Source organism: Labrys sp. F242, from assembly GCF_057813875.1.
Window position 1 is genome coordinate 2,069,485 of the sequence record NZ_JBVASG010000001.1, and the last position, 16,852, is coordinate 2,086,336.

General features: G+C 62.8%; 15 protein-coding genes. 7 read left to right on the forward strand and 8 right to left on the reverse strand.

Annotated features, from left to right (window positions below; translation table 11 throughout):
• Nucleotides 1-68 precede the first annotated feature (68 nt).
• Complete coding sequence (gene topA / locus ACZYTC_RS09645; RefSeq protein ID WP_441773048.1) at nucleotides 69-2,756, forward strand: type I DNA topoisomerase; 2,688 nt, start codon at nucleotides 69-71, stop codon at nucleotides 2,754-2,756.
• Between the two features lie 100 nt (nucleotides 2,757-2,856).
• Entirely contained in the window at nucleotides 2,857-3,615 is a 759-nt protein-coding gene (locus ACZYTC_RS09650; protein WP_441773049.1) for a DUF2259 domain-containing protein, read from the forward strand.
• 12 nt (nucleotides 3,616-3,627) lie between these two features.
• Here ACZYTC_RS09650 and ACZYTC_RS09655 read toward each other — a convergent pair whose 3' ends face one another.
• Both ACZYTC_RS09655 and ACZYTC_RS09660 read right to left on the reverse strand, forming a co-directional pair.
• A complete protein-coding gene (locus ACZYTC_RS09655) occupies nucleotides 3,628-4,032 on the reverse strand; it encodes a thiol-disulfide oxidoreductase DCC family protein (protein WP_441773050.1) in 405 nt (134 codons plus the stop codon).
• The gene (locus ACZYTC_RS09660; RefSeq protein WP_434956287.1) at nucleotides 4,022-4,876 is read right to left on the reverse strand and encodes a 5'-nucleotidase, lipoprotein e(P4) family; all 855 of its coding nucleotides are present in this window, start codon (nucleotides 4,874-4,876) and stop codon (nucleotides 4,022-4,024) included. The genes ACZYTC_RS09655 and ACZYTC_RS09660 overlap by 11 nt, the downstream gene beginning before the upstream one ends.
• Before the next feature lie 490 nt (nucleotides 4,877-5,366).
• Here ACZYTC_RS09660 and rnr point away from each other — a divergent pair, with 490 nt between their 5' ends.
• The 5 genes from rnr (at nucleotide 5,367) to ACZYTC_RS09685 (ending at nucleotide 9,863) form a co-directional block, all read left to right on the forward strand.
• Nucleotides 5,367-7,700 (forward strand): ribonuclease R, encoded by a 2,334-nt coding sequence (gene rnr / locus ACZYTC_RS09665; RefSeq protein WP_488989423.1) that lies wholly within the window; start codon nucleotides 5,367-5,369, stop codon nucleotides 7,698-7,700.
• Nucleotides 7,697-8,122 (forward strand): DUF983 domain-containing protein, encoded by a 426-nt coding sequence (locus ACZYTC_RS09670; protein WP_434956285.1) that lies wholly within the window; start codon nucleotides 7,697-7,699, stop codon nucleotides 8,120-8,122. Before rnr ends, ACZYTC_RS09670 begins: the two co-directional genes overlap by 4 nt.
• 4 nt (nucleotides 8,123-8,126) lie before the next feature.
• A complete protein-coding gene (locus ACZYTC_RS09675) occupies nucleotides 8,127-8,840 on the forward strand; it encodes an NUDIX hydrolase (protein ID WP_441773052.1) in 714 nt (237 codons plus the stop codon).
• A gap of 171 nt (nucleotides 8,841-9,011) precedes the next feature.
• The gene (gene rpmG / locus ACZYTC_RS09680; protein ID WP_068297055.1) at nucleotides 9,012-9,179 is read left to right on the forward strand and encodes a 50S ribosomal protein L33; all 168 of its coding nucleotides are present in this window, start codon (nucleotides 9,012-9,014) and stop codon (nucleotides 9,177-9,179) included.
• Nucleotides 9,180-9,254: 75 nt separating this feature from the next.
• Nucleotides 9,255-9,863 (forward strand): MFS transporter, encoded by a 609-nt coding sequence (locus tag ACZYTC_RS09685; RefSeq protein ID WP_488989424.1) that lies wholly within the window; start codon nucleotides 9,255-9,257, stop codon nucleotides 9,861-9,863.
• A 38-nt stretch (nucleotides 9,864-9,901) separates the two neighbouring features.
• On the opposite strand, the gene rpe is transcribed toward ACZYTC_RS09685, so the two are convergent.
• The 6 genes from rpe to tkt form a co-directional block, all read right to left on the reverse strand.
• Nucleotides 9,902-10,585 (reverse strand): ribulose-phosphate 3-epimerase, encoded by a 684-nt coding sequence (gene rpe / locus ACZYTC_RS09690; RefSeq protein WP_488989425.1) that lies wholly within the window; start codon nucleotides 10,583-10,585, stop codon nucleotides 9,902-9,904.
• A 29-nt stretch (nucleotides 10,586-10,614) separates the two neighbouring features.
• Nucleotides 10,615-11,559, reverse strand: coding sequence for a CbbX protein (gene cbbX, locus ACZYTC_RS09695; protein ID WP_434956281.1), 945 nt, complete (start codon nucleotides 11,557-11,559; stop codon nucleotides 10,615-10,617).
• A gap of 207 nt (nucleotides 11,560-11,766) precedes the next feature.
• Nucleotides 11,767-12,186, reverse strand: a complete 420-nt coding sequence (locus ACZYTC_RS09700; RefSeq protein ID WP_434956280.1) for a ribulose bisphosphate carboxylase small subunit — start codon at nucleotides 12,184-12,186, stop codon at nucleotides 11,767-11,769.
• A 13-nt stretch (nucleotides 12,187-12,199) separates the two neighbouring features.
• Entirely contained in the window at nucleotides 12,200-13,660 is a 1,461-nt protein-coding gene (locus ACZYTC_RS09705) for a form I ribulose bisphosphate carboxylase large subunit (protein ID WP_488989426.1), read from the reverse strand.
• A gap of 29 nt (nucleotides 13,661-13,689) precedes the next feature.
• Nucleotides 13,690-14,772 carry a class II fructose-bisphosphate aldolase gene (fba, locus tag ACZYTC_RS09710; protein WP_441773055.1) on the reverse strand — a complete coding sequence of 361 codons (1,083 nt, stop codon included), beginning with the start codon at nucleotides 14,770-14,772 and terminating at the stop codon, nucleotides 13,690-13,692.
• A 35-nt stretch (nucleotides 14,773-14,807) separates the two neighbouring features.
• Nucleotides 14,808-16,841, reverse strand: coding sequence for a transketolase (tkt, locus tag ACZYTC_RS09715; protein ID WP_434956277.1), 2,034 nt, complete (start codon nucleotides 16,839-16,841; stop codon nucleotides 14,808-14,810).
• Nucleotides 16,842-16,852: the final 11 nt, after the last annotated feature.

Sequence of the window (16,852 nt, forward strand, 5' to 3'; positions counted from 1 at the left end):
CGGCCGATCTTCAATGAGTCGCGGCCATGTGGGGACATTTCGTTTTCCGCGTATTGAACGGCCCGCCCATGCCTGTCGTCATCGTTGAGTCGCCTGCCAAAGCACAGACGATCAACAAGTATCTCGGTTCCAACTACCAGGTGATCGCCTCCTATGGTCACGTGCGCGACCTGCCGGCCAAGGACGGTTCGGTGGAGCCCGACGCCGATTTCGCCATGGTGTGGGAGAACGACGCCAAGGCCAGCAAGCGCCTGTCGGATATCGCCAAGGCGGTGAAGGAGAGCGACAAGCTCATTCTTGCAACCGACCCTGATCGCGAGGGCGAGGCGATCTCCTGGCATGTCCTGGAGATCCTGCGCCAGAAGCGTGCCATCAAGGATATTCCGGTCGAACGCGTGACCTTCAACGCCATCACCAAGGACGCAGTCCTGAAGGCGATGAAGGCGCCGCGCGAAATCGACGAGGGCCTGGTCGACGCCTATCTGGCACGACGAGCGCTCGACTATCTCGTCGGCTTCCGCCTGTCGCCGGTACTTTGGCGCAAGCTGCCGGGCGCCCGCTCCGCCGGTCGTGTTCAATCGGTCGCCTTGCGTCTGGTCTGCGACCGGGAACTCGAGATCGAGCGCTTTGTCGCCCGCGAATATTGGTCTTTGATCGCGACCCTCGCCACACCACGCGGCGATCTGTTCGAAGCACGCCTCGTCGGCGCGGACGGCCAGAAGATCCAGCGCCTTGATGTCGGCACCGAAAAGGAGGCTCTCGCCTTCCGCGCGGCTCTCGACCAGGGCCGCTATGTCGTAGCCAGTGTCGAGGCCAAGCCTGCCCGGCGCAATCCCTTCCCGCCCTTCACCACCTCGACGCTGCAGCAGGAGGCCAGCCGCAAACTCGGCCTGTCGCCCAATCGCACCATGCAGATCGCCCAACGCCTCTATGAGGGCGTCAACCTCAATGGCGAGCAGGTCGGCCTGATCACCTATATGCGTACCGACGGCGTCGATATGGCGCCGGAGGCCATCACCGCCGTGCGCAGCATGATCGGCAAGAGCTATGCGCCCGGCTACCTGCCGGAGACGCCGCGCCGTTATGTCACCAAGGCGAAGAACGCTCAGGAAGCCCATGAGGCGATCCGGCCGACCGATCCCTTCCGCACGCCCAAGGACGTCACCCGCTTCCTGGATAACGAACAGGCCCGGCTCTACGAACTGATCTGGAAGCGCACGGTTGCCAGCCAGATGGCTTCGGCGGAGCTCGAGCGCACCACGGTCGACATCCTGGTCGAGGCGGGCGGGCGCAAGCTCGACCTGCGAGCGACCGGCCAGGTCGTGAAGTTCGACGGCTTCCTGACGCTCTACAATGAAGACCGGGACGATGATGGTGACGACGAGGACGGCAAGCGCCTTCCCACCATGTCGGCCGGCGAAGCGCTCGACAAGAAATCGATCGCCGCTACCCAGCATTTCACCGAACCGCCGCCGCGCTACAGCGAGGCCACGCTGATCAAGCGCATGGAGGAGCTCGGCATCGGCCGCCCCTCCACCTATGCGGCCACGCTCGCCACCCTGCGCGACCGCGAATATGTCTCGATCGACAAGAAGCGCCTGAAGGCCGAGGACAAGGGTCGTCTCGTCACCGCCTTCCTTGAGAGCTTCTTTGCCCGTTATGTCGAATATGACTTCACCGCGGCCCTGGAGGAGAAGCTCGACCGCATCTCCAACCACGAGCTCGACTGGAAGGAAGTCCTGCGCGATTTCTGGCGCGATTTCTCCGCCGCCATCGACGGCACCAAGGAATTGCGTACCACCCAGGTTCTCGACGCACTCAACGACCTGCTCGGGCCGCATATCTTCCCCGACCGGGGCGATGGCTCCAGTCCGCGCCAGTGCACGGTGTGCGGCACCGGCACGCTCTCGCTCAAGCTCGGCAAATACGGATCGTTCATCGGCTGCTCCAACTATCCCGAATGCCGCTATACGCGCCAGTTATCGGCTGGCGCCGACCAGAATGGCGAGGCCGAGGGCGGTGGCGAAGCCGGCACCAGGAAGCTCGGCGCCGATCCCGAGAGCGGTCTCGACGTCACCCTTCGCGATGGGCGTTTCGGCCCCTATGTCCAGCTCGGCGAAGGCGACAAGCCCAAGCGTTCGAGCCTGCCTCGCGGCATGAGCGCAGCCAATGTCGACCTCGAACGAGCACTGGCATTGCTCTCTTTGCCAAAAGAGGTCGCAGTCCATCCCGAGAGCGGCAAACCGATCCTGGTGGGCATCGGCCGCTATGGTCCCTATGTCCAGCACGAGAAGACCTACGCCAATCTCGACAAGGATGATGACGTATTGGCAATCGGCGCCAACCGGGCCATTGCTCTGATCCTCACCAAGGAAAGCGGAGGTTCTGGCCGCCGTTTCGGCGCCGGTGCGCCGGCAGGCCGTCCCCTCGGCGACTATCCCGGCGGCGGCAGCGTCGAGGTCAAGCCGGGACGCTATGGCGCCTATGTCACCAATGGCAAGGTCAACGCCACCCTGCCCAAGGGCATGGAAGCGGATGCGGTGACGCTCGAACAGGCCATCGAACTCATTGCCGCCAAAGCCGGCAAGGCCCCGACGACCGGCAAAGCTCCGGCTGCCAAAAAGACACCGGCGAAGAAGGCTGCGGCCGCCAAGACGACGGCCGCCAAGACGACGGCTGCGAAGAAGCCGGCTGCCAAGAAGAAGGCAACCAAGGCGATCGTCGATTCCGACGAGGTTCCCTTCGACACCGATTGATATTTGGACTTCCGGCCGGAGCCTCTGTTCCCGCCGGGACTTCCTTGTGATCATGAAGGCCTCCAGCCTGCCCCTTGCGTGCAGGCTGGAGGTGGGTGTCATGATTCGTCGCGTTGCGGGGCTGGTCGGCGGCGCTCTTCTCAACGCCCTCGCGCTCGCATCCGCCTTCGCCGGCGATGCCGCCGTGCCCGATATCATCGGCTTTTCCAAGGATGGACGTTATTTCGCCTTCGAGGAATATGGCACGCTCGATGCCTCCATCCATCCCTACAGCACCATCCACATCATCGATCTCGATACCGGCAAAGCTGTCGCCGGCTCGCCTCTTGCAGTGAGCCATGACAAGGAGGGGCCCGAAGAGGCCCCTCGCACCGAGGCGCGCAAAAAGGCCCAACCGCTGTTGGCCAAGCTCGGCATCGGCGATAAGCCGACCAGGCAGGTCGTGCACGAGGGCGCACGGCTTTTCGATGCGCCGACACCCGATCAGGCCTATGCCACCATGGCCGCCGAAGTGACGAATCTCAGCATCGAGGATGCGGTTCCCGGTGGGGACGTCACGGTCGATGTCCTGCCCCGTACGATCACGGATACGACTTGCTCGGCGCAGGGGCGCGAAGAGCTCAAAAGCTTTTCGCTGGTGCGCACTCTGCCCGAAAACAATAGGGACAACGAAATCGTCTATATCGACGAAGCGTCCGGCTACGAGCGCGGTTGCTCGCAGTCCAACGGCCTGAATGCGCTCTTTGTCTTCAAGCCGGCCGATGCCAGGCCGAGACTGGTGGCGCTGGTCAGCTATTGGCCTCGCAGTTGGGAAGAGCCCGACCGGCGCTATCTCGCCATCCCCGTCCCTCTGCCGTGACGCAGCGAGCCGTTACCATCGCCCTCTTCGCTTGTTCCAAGCGAACAACAGGTCGGCGAAGCGATCATAGGCGAAGCGCGTCAGTACGATGACGCCGGGCGCTCCGAGCAATTTGGCGATCCAGGCTTGCCCCGGCGTGCGCCGCCAGATTTCTAGGACGACATCGGCTCCCACCAGCAGGCGGCCGTCCTCGTTGGTTGCATGCAGGCGGCGCCTGATGTCGTCAAGGCCCGCCCCGAAATGCGCCAGTGCATCAGGCTCCAGATTGATGTCCAGAAACTCGATACGGCCAGCCTTGACCGCTTCCAGGAGACGGCTGCGCTGATGGCGGATGCCGGCATCGCAGACCGGACATCTGGTATTATACCAGACCGTCAGGGGACGAGCGCCGCCGGCTTTTGCAATCTCACTGACCATCCCAACTCTTCAGCGCCTCGATCTTGAGCTTGCGCTGCTCGTCGGCGGAAAGCTCGTAATTGCTCTTGTAGGGGGCAGATTCGAAAGAGCCATAGGTCGGGTTGGCAATGACGATCCAATCGTGCCCCCAACGGGCGGCACTGTCTGCGAAAACCTTCTCGCGCTCCTCCGGCGTTCCCTTGTAGGCATCGGTAAAATCCCCGAGATTGTCGCCGACCAGCAGCACGATGCGATAATCCTTGGCGATCACCGCCCGTCTGGTGCCCTTGGCCGACTTCCAGTCCGGCTGTTCCTTGGCACTGAGGAAGGTGTCGACATTGCCGCCATTCGGAAAGCCGAGCTTTGTCATCAACTGCACCGTCGGCTCTTCCTCCTCCTTGGTTCGGTTGGTGACATAGAAGACCTTCACGCCTTTCGAGGCGGCATACTGGGTGAATTCAACCGCCCCGGGAATGGGGGTATCAACCTGCGCCTTGACATATTTTGTCCAGGTCTCCGGCGTGAAGCGCGTTCCCGCCTTGACGTTCCAGGCCTGATAATTGGAGGTGTTTAGCAGCGTGTCGTCTACATCGAGGACGATGGCCGGCGGAAAACTCTTGAAGTCGCCGGTCTGCTCGGCGGGCGCCGCCGTCCAGGAGGTATCGGCCAAGGCCTGATCGAGCCTGATTCTGGCCAGTGCGAACGCCGCCATCGCATTGGCCTTGGCTTCGACGGCGGTCTGGTCCCAGAGCACGGCGTTGAGATTGTCATCAGGCTTGGCACCCTCGGCGAAGGCCGGTGAAACTGCGGCTGAAACCGCAACAAGCGTCGATGAGAGGCAAAGTCCGATCAATGCACCACGCATGCCCTACTCCCAGTTGGACCGACGATAAAACAGAAACGATATCATCGGACCTCGACGGGTCAACGCGGCATATTCCCTGCGACCCTTAGAGAGAATGCTGCAGTGCAGCATTTTTGTTGACAAGCCAGGCATGTGGCCCTATATGCGCAGTGTCCGGTTCAATCGAACCGTTCCCTCTATCCGTTCGTGCCAGCGGATCTTTTAGGAATTTTGGACAGTCTGTCCCGGCACTCGATGTTCCTTGCCGCCTTGCGTATTGCCTCACATGGCTCTGCCGCGCTGTGGGATCCTCTCCGGATCGCCGCGCAGATCGCATCGGCAGCTTCTCTTCGACAGACAAACCGCCGATCGGGCAGGACGCCGACGAAATACGTCGTGTCCACGATTGGCTTCGACAAATACTATGTGCGTTGGTCTATGATGACGCCGGATCCACTGCCCGCTTCCTTTGGGCATATCGGGCCGCCAACGCCAATTCGGAATAATTTCTGTGGTTCGTAAAAACAAACAAGCCGAGGCATTGGAACCCACCCTGCCCAGCCGCGAAGACATTCTCGCTTTCATCGCCCGTTCGCATGGCAGGGCCGGCAAACGCGAGATCGCCCGCGAATTCGGCTTGGGCGGCGCCGACAAGATCGCCCTCAAACATCTGCTCAACGAATTTGCCGATGGCGGCGTCGTGCAGCGCAACCGCAAGGGCTTCAATGCCCCCGGCGCCCTGCCCTCCTCCCTCGTTGCCGACATTACCGGCCGTGATCGTGACGGCGAGCTCGTCGCCACCCCTGCGGACTGGAACGAGGATAATGGCAAGCCGCCGCGCATCGTGGTGACCATTCCCAAACGCTTCGGCGGAGCCGCGCCAGGCGTGGGTTCGCGGGTGCTGCTGCGCATGGCCGATGGTAGCTCGGATCACCAGCCGACCGGACGGGTGATCAAGGTGCTGGAGCGCTTGCGCCAACGCATTCTCGGCGTCTTCCGTCGCCTTCCCAACGGCGACGGCCAGATCGTACCGATCGAAAAACGCAATGCCGGACGCGAGATGATCGTTCGCCCGGAGGATGCGGTGAAGGCCGAAGACGGCGATCTCGTCGCCATCGAGCCCCTGCGCGGCGCCCGCCATGGCCCGCCCGTGGCACGCATCGTCGAGCGGGTCGGCAAGGTCGGCAGCGAGAAGGCGATCAGCCTGATCGCCATCCATGCCCATGACATTCCCTACGTCTTTCGCAAAGACACGCTGGAAGAGGCCGAGGCCGCCAAGCCGGCGACCAAATCTGGTGGCAAGGATTGGTCCGGCCGTGAGGACTGGCGGCGCCTGCCGCTGATCACCATCGATCCGGCCGATGCCAAGGATCACGACGACGCGGTTCATGCCGAGCCCGATCCCGATCCGGCCAATCCGGGCGGGCATATCCTCACCGTAGCAATCGCCGACGTCGCCGCCTATGTGAAGCCGGATTCGCCCCTCGACCGCGAGGCCCTGATCCGCGGCAATTCGGTGTATTTTCCCGACCGTGTCGTTCCGATGCTGCCGGAGCGCATCTCCAACGATTTGTGCTCCCTGCGCGCCAACGAAAACCGGCCGGCGCTGGCCGTGCGCATGATCATCGCAGCGGACGGACGCAAGCTTCGCCACAGCTTCCATCGCGTGATGATGCGCTCGGCCGCCAAGCTCTCCTACCAGCAGGCCCAGCGCGCCATCAACGGTGATACCGACGAGGTAACCGGCCCACTGCTGGCGTCCGTCCTCCAGCCTCTGTGGGCTGCCTATGCCTGCCTGAAGACGGAGCGCGGCGATCGCGGGCCGCTCGACCTCGATCTGCCGGAGCGCAAGATCCTGCTGAAACCCAACGGCATGGTCGACCGGGTCGTCGTTCCCGAACGCCTCGACGCCCACCGTCTGATCGAGGAATTCATGATCCTCGCCAATGTCGCGGCAGCCGAGACGCTGGAAGCCAAGAAGACGCCATTGGTCTATCGCGTGCATGACGAGCCTTCGATGGAGAAGATCATCGCGCTGCGCGAATTCCTCCACACACTCGACATTCCGCTCTCCAAGCAGGGGGCGCTCCGGCCGAGCCAGTTCAACACCATCCTTGCGAGGGTCGCCGGCACCGACAATGCCCATCTCGTCAACGACGTGGTGCTGCGCTCGCAGAGCCAGGCCGAATATTCGGCCGACAATATCGGACATTTCGGTCTCAATCTGCGCCGCTACGCGCATTTCACCTCGCCCATCCGCCGCTATTCGGACCTGATCGTGCATCGCGCTTTGATCCGCGCCCTGCATCTGGGCGATGACGGCCTGCCGGCGGAGATGACGCCCGCAATGCTCAACGAGATCGCCGGCCGGATCTCGGCCTGCGAGCGGCGTGCCATGACCGCAGAACGCGAGACGATCGACCGCCTGATCGCCCATTTTCTCGCGGACCATGTCGGCGAGATCTTCCAGGGCCGTGTGTCCGGGGTGATCAAATCAGGCCTGTTCGTCAAACTCCTCGATACCGGCGCCGACGGCTTCGTGCCCGCCGCGACGATCGGTCACGACTATTACCGCTTCGAGGAGAGCGCCCATCAGCTTATCGGTGCAGCAACAGGTGAATCCTTCCAGCTCGGCGATACGGTGTCGGTGAAGCTGGTGGAGGCGGCGCCATTCGCCGGTGCGCTGCGCTTCGAAATCGTCTCGGACGGTCAACGGCGCAGAACCCCGGGTCGCAAGCTCGGCGTGGTCAAGCGACCGCGTATCACCGATCGCAAGGGCAATGCGGCCAAGCGCAAGGCGAAGGCGCAGAAAGGCAAGCACGCCGGGAAGGGAAGTCGGCGATGAACGAATATCGGCCCGAGCAACGCGACCGACCTGAGCAGCGCGACGTGGCGCTCGCCATGCGCCGGGGCGCCTTCGGGCGCTGCCCCAATTGCGGCAAAGGCAAGATCTTTACCTCCTATCTCAAGGTCGCACCGCGCTGCAGTGCCTGCGGCGAGGATCTGTCGCATCACCGCGCCGATGATGCGCCACCCTATTTCACCATGATGATCGTCGGGCATGTCGTGGTCGCCGGCATCCTCGCCTGCGTGATCGAGACGGAGATGCCGCTCTGGTTGCTGGGCGTGATCTTCGGCACGCTCACCATCGTGCTGTCGCTGGTCCTGCTTCCGATGATCAAGGGCGCCATCATCGGGCTGCAATGGGCCAACCGCATGCATGGCTTCTCCGGCAAAGCCGACCCCGACACGCTTTCCCCTTACTGAGTCCATGACAGATATCCCCTCCTCGCCATCGAAGCCCCGTCCCATCAGGCCCCGCGATGCCGCTTCGCTGATCCTGCTCGACCGCACCGGCAACACGCCCCGCATCCTGATGGGACGGCGGCATTCGGGCCATGCCTTCATGCCCGGCGTGATGGTGTTTCCCGGCGGCCGCGTCGAGCCTGCCGATCGCAGCATGAGTGCCTATGGCACGCTGTCGGTCCACGCCGAACGGGGGCTGCTCACGCGCGTTGTCAGGCCCTCGCCGGCCAAGGCCAGAGCACTGGCCCTATGCGCGATCCGGGAGACCTTCGAGGAAACCGGCATCCTGCTCGGCGAAACAGGGCTCGGTACCCCGCCCGTCAGCAGCGAACACTGGCGGGCCTTCGCCGACCACGAAGTGTTCCCCTCGCCCGAAAGCCTGCATTTCGTCGCCCGTGCCATCACGCCACCTGCCATGAAGCGCAGATTCGACACGCGCTTCTTCGTGGCTGACGCGCGTTCCATCGCGCACCAGACCGACGGTGTCGTCGGTCCCGACTCGGAGTTGGTCGAAATGAAATGGCTCACCTTCGACGAGGCCCGGTCAGAAGATCTGGTCTGGATCACCCGCACGATCCTCGATGAGGTGGCCAGGAGGCTCGAAATCGGCTTGGAGAAGGACGTTCCCGTGCCTTTCTATCGCGAGCAGCGTGGCGTACGGAGCCGGGAAGAGATCTAGATCAGCCGCGGATGGCCCGCATGGCCGCACAATTCCAAGCAGCATGCGCTTCTTTTGGTTGACTTCAGCGCTTCCATGAGTAGTGTGCGCCAAGATTCAAAAGGGCCGCGCCATTGCGCGGCTTTGCTGCCTTAGCCGATACGGTCCGGTAGCAATATTCGGAGCATCACCATGGCCAAGGCTGCAACCATCAAGATCAAGCTGCTTTCGACGGCAGACACGGGCTACTTCTATGTCACCAAGAAGAACACCCGCACCAAGACCGAAAAGCTCGCAATGAAGAAGTACGATCCCGTCGCGCGCAAGCACGTCGAGTTCAAGGAAACCAAGATCAAGTAAGATCGGTTTCCGGATCGGAATCAAGGGCGCCTTCGGGGCGCCCTTTGTTTTGGTGATGCCCGCGGGAGGCTATCGGTGTCGACCCCCAATGAGACACGCAATACCTCGTGCGGTTTGCAGTTCTTCATTCTCGCCTGCACCCTTCTGGTCATCGGCTTCGGTTCGGGAGCCGCCTCGATCAGCCTCTCGACCATTTTTCAAGAGTTCGCGCTGTCCTACGCGATCATAGGCGCCGTCACTTCCGGGGTTTTCCTTTTCCTGATCCTATTCCTCGCACTAGGCGGACGCCTGCGCGCGCTGGTCGGCGACAAGCCCCTGCTGATGGCCTCGACGTCCACATTCGTCGTCGGCGAAGCTCTGGCAGGACTTGCCCCCGATTTTTCCGTCTGGGCAATCGCGCGCCTGCTCCAGGGGTCAGCAACCGGTTGTCTCCTTTCCGTCAGCCTTGCTTTCGTGGCCGACAGTGCGCGTCGCCAGTGGCGAGGCGACGTCATAAGCGTGCTGCTTGCCCTTTATTTCCTCGGCACGGCATTCGGCCCCGGCGTAGCAGGCTACATCACCGCGTTTTATGGCTGGCGCGACATCGCCTACGTCTCGGCGGCACTGGGCGTGATCATGCTCATCCTGCAGGCCGCATTCGTCACGGCACCCACGAGAACGGAAATCGAGACCATTTTCGACTGAGCGGGCAGTCCGGGACGACCATCACGGTGGCCTTGCCTCTATGCCACCTTCCGAACGTGGTCCTCTGCTGCCTCGCGGATAGCGGCTATGTTACCGGCATAATTCGCCGCCCCGCCCTGAAACACGGCCGATCCCGCCACGATCGTGTCTGCTCCGGCCGCGGCCACCAGCGCTGCCGTCTCGCTGTTGACGCCGCCATCGACCTCGAGGCGGATCGGCCTTGTCCCGATCATTGCCCGGACGCGCCGAATCTTGTCGAGTAGCGAGGTGATGAAGGCCTGCCCTCCGAATCCCGGATTGACTGTCATCACCAGGATGAGATCGAGACGATCGAGCACATATTCCAACACGCTTTCCGGCGTACCCGGACAGATCGTCGCCCCGGCCTTGCAGCCGAGAGCGCGGATCGCCTGCAGCGAGCGATCGAGATGCGGACCGGATTCGGCATGCACGGTGATGATGTCGGCACCGGCTTTGGCAAAAGCCTCCAGATAGGGATCGGCCGGCGTGATCATCAGATGCACGTCGAAGGGCTTTTTTGTGTAGGATCTGACAGCTTTGATGACATCGGGTCCGAAGGTGATGTTGGGCACGAAATGCCCATCCATCACGTCGCAATGGATCCAGTCCGCCCCGCTCTCGTCGATAGCTCTGATTTCCTCGCCCAGCCGCGCGAAATCAGCCGACAGGATGGACGGCGCGATCACGATCGGTTCAGCCATGATAGTCTTCCTCTCATCTCCGGTATTCGTCAGGCATCGTCGCCATCGGGTTTCGCGTCCCTGGCGAAAACGCGACTCGCCAGAACATCTCCCGCCTCGATGGTCATGATGTCGTCCGTGGTCAGCTTGCGGTCGAGATCTTCGACCAACCGACTGGCCTGGCGCAGGCGGATACGGTCGAGCGCATTGCGGATGGAACGGGCATTGGAGAACAAGGGCTGGGTCTTGCGCAGCTCGATATAGCGGATGAAGGCAGCCCGTGCCTCGGCATCGAAGCGATAATTGCGTTCCTGCAGCATCAGCTCGGCAATGGACAGCAGTTCAGGCTCTTCATAGTCAGGAAAATCGATGTGGTGGGCGACCCGCGAGCGGAAGCCGGGATTGCTGGCGAAGAACTTCTGCATGCGATCCTCATAGCCGGCGAGGATCACGACGAGATCGTCGCGCTGCGTCTCCATCACCTGCAGCAGGATCTCGATGGATTCCTGGCCATAATCGCGCTCGTTCTCGGGGCGGTAGAGATAATAGGCCTCGTCGATGAACAACACGCCGCCCATCGCCTTCTTGAGGATCTCCTTGGTCTTCGGCGCGGTGTGGCCGATATACTGGCCGACGAGATCGTCCCGGGTCACCGACACCAGATGTCCACGCCTGACGAAGCCGAGGCGATGCAGGATGTCGGCCATGCGCAAGGCCACCGTGGTCTTGCCGGTACCGGGATTGCCGGTGAAGGACATGTGCAGGGTCGGCGGATCATTGGCCAGGCCGATTCTTTGCCGGATGCGCTCGATCAGTAGCAGCGAGGCGATTTCACGGATGCGCGTCTTCACCGGCTTGAGGCCGACCAGGTCGCGGTCGAGCTGGGCGAAGACGTCGGCAATGCCGACCGCCTCGAATTCCTGCCTGAGGTCGATGGTCTCGGCTGCAGTCGTGCCGGCCTCCCCGGGCTCTTTCACGGTGTTTGCATCGAGCATGGTGATCCTCGCGAAAGGCTCCGCCGCCCAATAGGCGACGGAGCAAGTTGTCCGGCGGGTCGTCAGAGACGGGAGGCACTGCCGTCACCAGCCGGACCAAAGCGTGTTGCGATTGGGCGAAATCACGCAGAATCGCAAAGACGCGTCGAAACCAGAAGCTTGAGCAAACAAGCGTTCAGTCATGAACGCGTTTTGCTCAAGGACACATCAACCGTAGCGCTGGCCTTCCGGCCGGTCGGCGGCATAGCTTTTGGTGGTGTAGCGGATATTGCGGCCGACGCTTTCCTGCCGGTCGAGGCGGAAGCCGGGCTCCTCCGTCGGCCGATTGACGATGAAGGAGATGCGCACCGACTCCCAGCCATGGCTGGAGTCAAAGCCGCAGATGCGGATATAGCGGTCGCCATAGACGCGCCGGCATTCGGCGAGTTCCATCATCACGCCTGCCGCATCCCGCAGGTCGAACATCGGCAAACCCCACATCTCCCAATAGGTGTTGCGGGGGTGAGGATCGTCGGTGAACTCGATGTTCACCGCCCAGCCCTGTTCCAGGCAATACTGCACCTGGCGGCCGATCTGCTCGTCGGTGAGATCGGGCAGGAAGGAAAAACACCCTTGTGTGATACGCATCGTCTTTCTCCTTTCAGGCGGTGACGGCGACGGTGGGCACGAAATCCGGCGTGTCGGTGGATTCGTAGTTGAAGGTCACGTCCTTCCACACTTCGAGCGCCTGCTTGAGCGGCGTACAGCTATTGGCCGCCTTGGCCAGGATTTCCGGCCCTTCATGCAGGTAGTCGCGTCCCTCGTTGCGGGCGAGGATCATCGCTTCCAGAGCCACGCGGTTGGCGGTGGCGCCGGCCTGGATGCCCTGCGGATGGCCGATGGTGCCGCCGCCGAACTGCAGCACCACATCCTCGCCGAGAAGATGCAGAAGCTGGTGCATCTGGCCGGCATGGATGCCGCCGGAGGCCACCGGCATCAGCTTGTTGAGGCTGGCCCAGTGCTGGTCGAAGAAGACGCCGTGTTCGAGGTTGGCCGGATTGAAGTCCTCGCGGCAGATGTCGTAATAACCGCGCGTGGTGTTGGGATCGCCTTCCAGCTTGCCGACCACGGTACCGGCATGGATATGATCGACACCGGCCAGCCGCATCCATTTGGCAATGACGCGGAACGACACGCCATGGCTCTTCTGGCGCGTATAGGTGCTGTGGCCGGCCCGGTGCAGATGCAGGATCATGTCGTTGCGACGGGCCCAGGCCGCCATCGACTGGATCGCGGTATAGCCGATCACCAGGTCGATCATCACGATGTTGGAGCCGATCTCCCGGGCAAAATCGGCGCGCTCATACATCTGCTCCATCGTACCGGCAGTAACGTTGAGATAGGTTCCCTTGATCTCGCCGGATGTCGCCTGCGCCTTGTTCACTGCCTCCATGCAATAGAGGAAGCGCTCCCGCCAATGCATGAAAGGCTGCGAATTGATGTTCTCGTCATCCTTGGTGAAATCGAGTCCCCCCTTCAGCGCCTCGTAGACCACGCGTCCGTAGTTGCGGCCCGACAGGCCAAGCTTGGGCTTGACGGTGGCTCCCAGCAGAGGTCGGCCGAACTTGTCGAGCCGCTCGCGCTCGACCACGATGCCGGTCGCCGGCCCCTGGAAGGTCTTCACATAGGCCACGGGAAAGCGCATGTCCTCCAGGCGCAGCGCCTTCAAGGGCTTGAAGCCGAAGACATTGCCGATGATCGAGGCCGAGAGGTTGGCGATCGAGCCGGGCTCGAACAAATCGAGATCATAGGCGATATAGGCAAAGTACTGGCCGGGTGCGTTGGGCACCGGATCGACCCGGTAGCATTTGGCCCGGTATTTTTCCGCCGCTGTCAGCCTGTCCGTCCACACCACCGTCCAGGTCGCGGTGGAAGATTCGCCGGCCACGGCCGCCGACGCCTCGATCGGATCAATGCCCTCCTGCGGCGTTACCCGGAACAGCGCGATGACATCGGTGTCCTTGGGTTCATAGTCGGGCTCCCAATAGCCCATCTTCTTGTATTCCATCACGCCGGACCGGTAGCGATCCTTGCCGCGGACGGTTTGTGTATTCACGTTCATCTCGTCCTCCTTGGTTCGAGTGAATTGGGTTACGCCGCTGTCGCCAGGCCCGAGACTTTTGGTTCCAGGGCGCCAGCGCGGTAGCGCCGCGCCATTTCGGGCAACGGTACGACCCTGATCCGCGAGGCTTGTCCTGCCGTGCCGAATGCCTCGAAGCGCGCGCGGCAAAGAGTTTTCAGTCCTTCCATGGCGGGCTTCAGGAATTTGCGCGGATCGAACTCGCTGCGGTTCTCGCTGGCGACCTTGCGGAAGGCGGCGGTCATCGCGAGCCGACAGTCGGTGTCGATATTGACCTTGCGCACGCCATGCCGGATGCCCCGGACGATCTCGTCCACCGGCACGCCCCAGGTCTGCGGCATCTGCCCACCGAAGGCGTTGAACATGTCCTGCAGTTCCTGCGGCACCGAGGAGGAGCCGTGCATGACCAGATGCACGCCGGGCATGCGTCGATGGATCTCCTCGATCACATGCATGGCCAGGATGTCGCCATCGGGCTTGCGGCTGAACTTGTAGGCGCCGTGCGACGTGCCCATGGCGATGGCGAGGGCATCGACCCTGGTGGCGCGCACGAAATCCACGGCCTGGGCGGGATCGGTGAGCAACTGGTCATGGCCGATCTCGCCGACGACGCCGTGACCGTCTTCCTGCTCGCCGCCGCCATGTTCGAGCGAACCGAGCACGCCGAGCTCCCCCTCGACGGAAGCGCCGACCCAATGGGCAAAATCGACGACGCGACGAGTGATCGCGACATTGTAGTCGTAGCTCGCAGGCGTCTTGCCGTCGGCCTCGAGCGACCCATCCATCATCACCGAGGTGAAGCCGTAGCGTAGCGCCGTAGCGCAGGTCGCTCCCTCATTGCCGTGGTCGAGATGCAGGCAGAGCGGGATCTGCGGATACATCTCTTCCAGAGCCTCGACCATCTTCGCCAGCATGATGTCGTTGGCATAGGCCCGCGCCCCGCGCGAGGCTTGCAAGATGACAGGAGCATCGACATCTGCGGCAGCCTCCATGATACCGAGTGCCTGCTCCATATTGTTGATGTTGAAGGCCGGTACGCCGTAGCCGTGCTCGGCAGCGTCATCCAGCAATTGCCTGAGGGTGATACGGGCCATGACAGTCTCCGTTGCGCCTTTTGAAATTTACAGACTTACAGGCCTTGTCCCCGCTTCTCCGACGCGAGCTGGCGGGCAGCCTCAGCGATGGTGGCGGCCGTGATGCCGAACTCCCGGTAGAGATCGCCCGCCGGTGCCGAGGCGCCGAAGCCGCCCATGCCGATGAAGACGCCGTCTTCGCCGAGCAGGCGGGACCAGTCGGCCTCGATGGCCGCCTCGATGCCGATGCGTGGCGCCGTCCCCAGCACGGCGCGGCGATAGACCGGTCCCTGCCTCCGGAAGAGTTCGAAGCAGGGCGCCGAAACCACCGCGGCTCGAATGCCTTCCTTCGCCAGGAGTTCAGCGGCCTCGACGGCGATCGAAACCTCCGAACCTGTGGCGATCAGCGTGACGTCTCGCTCCGCCGGCGGCTCGAACAGCACATAGGCACCGAGCGCGACCCCATTCACGCCACAGTCGGAACGCAGCGTCGGCAGCGCCTGGCGCGACAGGCAGATAATGGAAGGCTGCTTTTCGGCGGCGAGAGCGCATTCCCACGCCTCCGCGGTCTCGACGGCATCCGCCGGCCGAAACACCAGGAGATTGGGAATGGCCCGGAGCGCGGCCAGATGTTCCACCGGCTGATGGGTCGGGCCATCCTCGCCCAGACCGATGGAATCATGCGTCATCACATGGATCACGCGCAGTCCCATTAGCGCCGCCAGCCGGATCGCCGGCCGCGAATAATCGGCAAAGGCCAAAAAGGTGCCCCCGAAGGGAATGTAGCCGCCATGCAAGGCGATGCCGTTCATCGCCGCAGCCATGCCATGCTCGCGCACGCCGTAATGGATATACCCACCGGAAAAATCCTCGGCTTGGACCGGCTGCAAGCCCTTCGCCTGCGTGAGATTGGAATGGGTGAGATCGGCCGAACCGCCCAGAAGATTGGGCTGGGCAGAAACGATCGCGTTGATGACCTGCTGGGACGCCTGACGCGTGGCGATTTGCGGACAATCGCTGGCAAAACGCTGGCGAATATCGGCAAGCGCACGCTTGAGCCCGTCGCTCAATCTGCCCCCTACCGCATCCTCGAACTGCCGCCTCTCCGCCTCGCCGACCTGACGCAGCCTCTTCTGCCAGGCCTTGTGCTCGGCCTTTCCACGGGCTCCGACAGCCAACCATGCCTCGCGGATTTCGGGTGGAATCTCGAAGGGCTCGTGCGGCCAGGCCAGGGCCTCTCGCGCAGCCAGGCTCTCTTCGGCACCGAGCGGAGCGCCGTGCACCTTCTCGGTGCCTTGTCGGTTTGGCGCGCCGAAGCCGATGATGGTCCGGCAAGCAATGAGCGAGGGCCTGTCGGTTGCCAGTTCCTCCGCAATCGCCGTCGCCACGGCCTCGCGGTCATGCCCGTCGACCCGGCGCGTCGACCAGCCGGACGCCGCGAAGCGGGCGAGCTGGTCGTCCGAGCAGGAAAGCGAAGTCGAGCCATCGATCGAGATCTCGTTGTCATCGAACAGCACGATAAGCCTGCTGAGCTTGAGATGGCCGGCCAGCGAAATCGCCTCATGGCTGATACCCTCCATCAGGCAGCCATCGCCGGCGATGACATAGGTATGGTGGTCGACGAGCTCTTCCCCGAAGCGGGCATGGGCAAGGCGCTCCGCCAGGGCCATGCCGACAGCCGTCGCCAGCCCCTGCCCGAGCGGCCCCGTCGTCGTCTCCACGCCTGGCGTGTGACCATATTCGGGATGCCCCGGTGTCTTGGAGCCCCATTGCCGGAAGGATTTCACCTCCTCCAGCGTAAGTTCGGGATAGCCGGTGAGATGCAGCAGGCCGTAGAGCAGCATCGAGCCGTGCCCAGCCGAGAGTACGAAGCGGTCCCGATCTGGCCAGGCCGGGTCAGACGGATCGAATTTCAGGAAACGCGAGAACAGCACGGTGGCGACGTCGGCCATGCCCATGGGCATGCCGGGGTGTCCGGACCTGGCCCTCTCCACGGCATCGACAGCCAGGAAGCGCAAGGCATTGGCCATGTCACGATGCGGCACCGAGGTCTCGAAAATGGCTGATGGCGTCGGGATATTCACGGGCATGTCCTCCCATT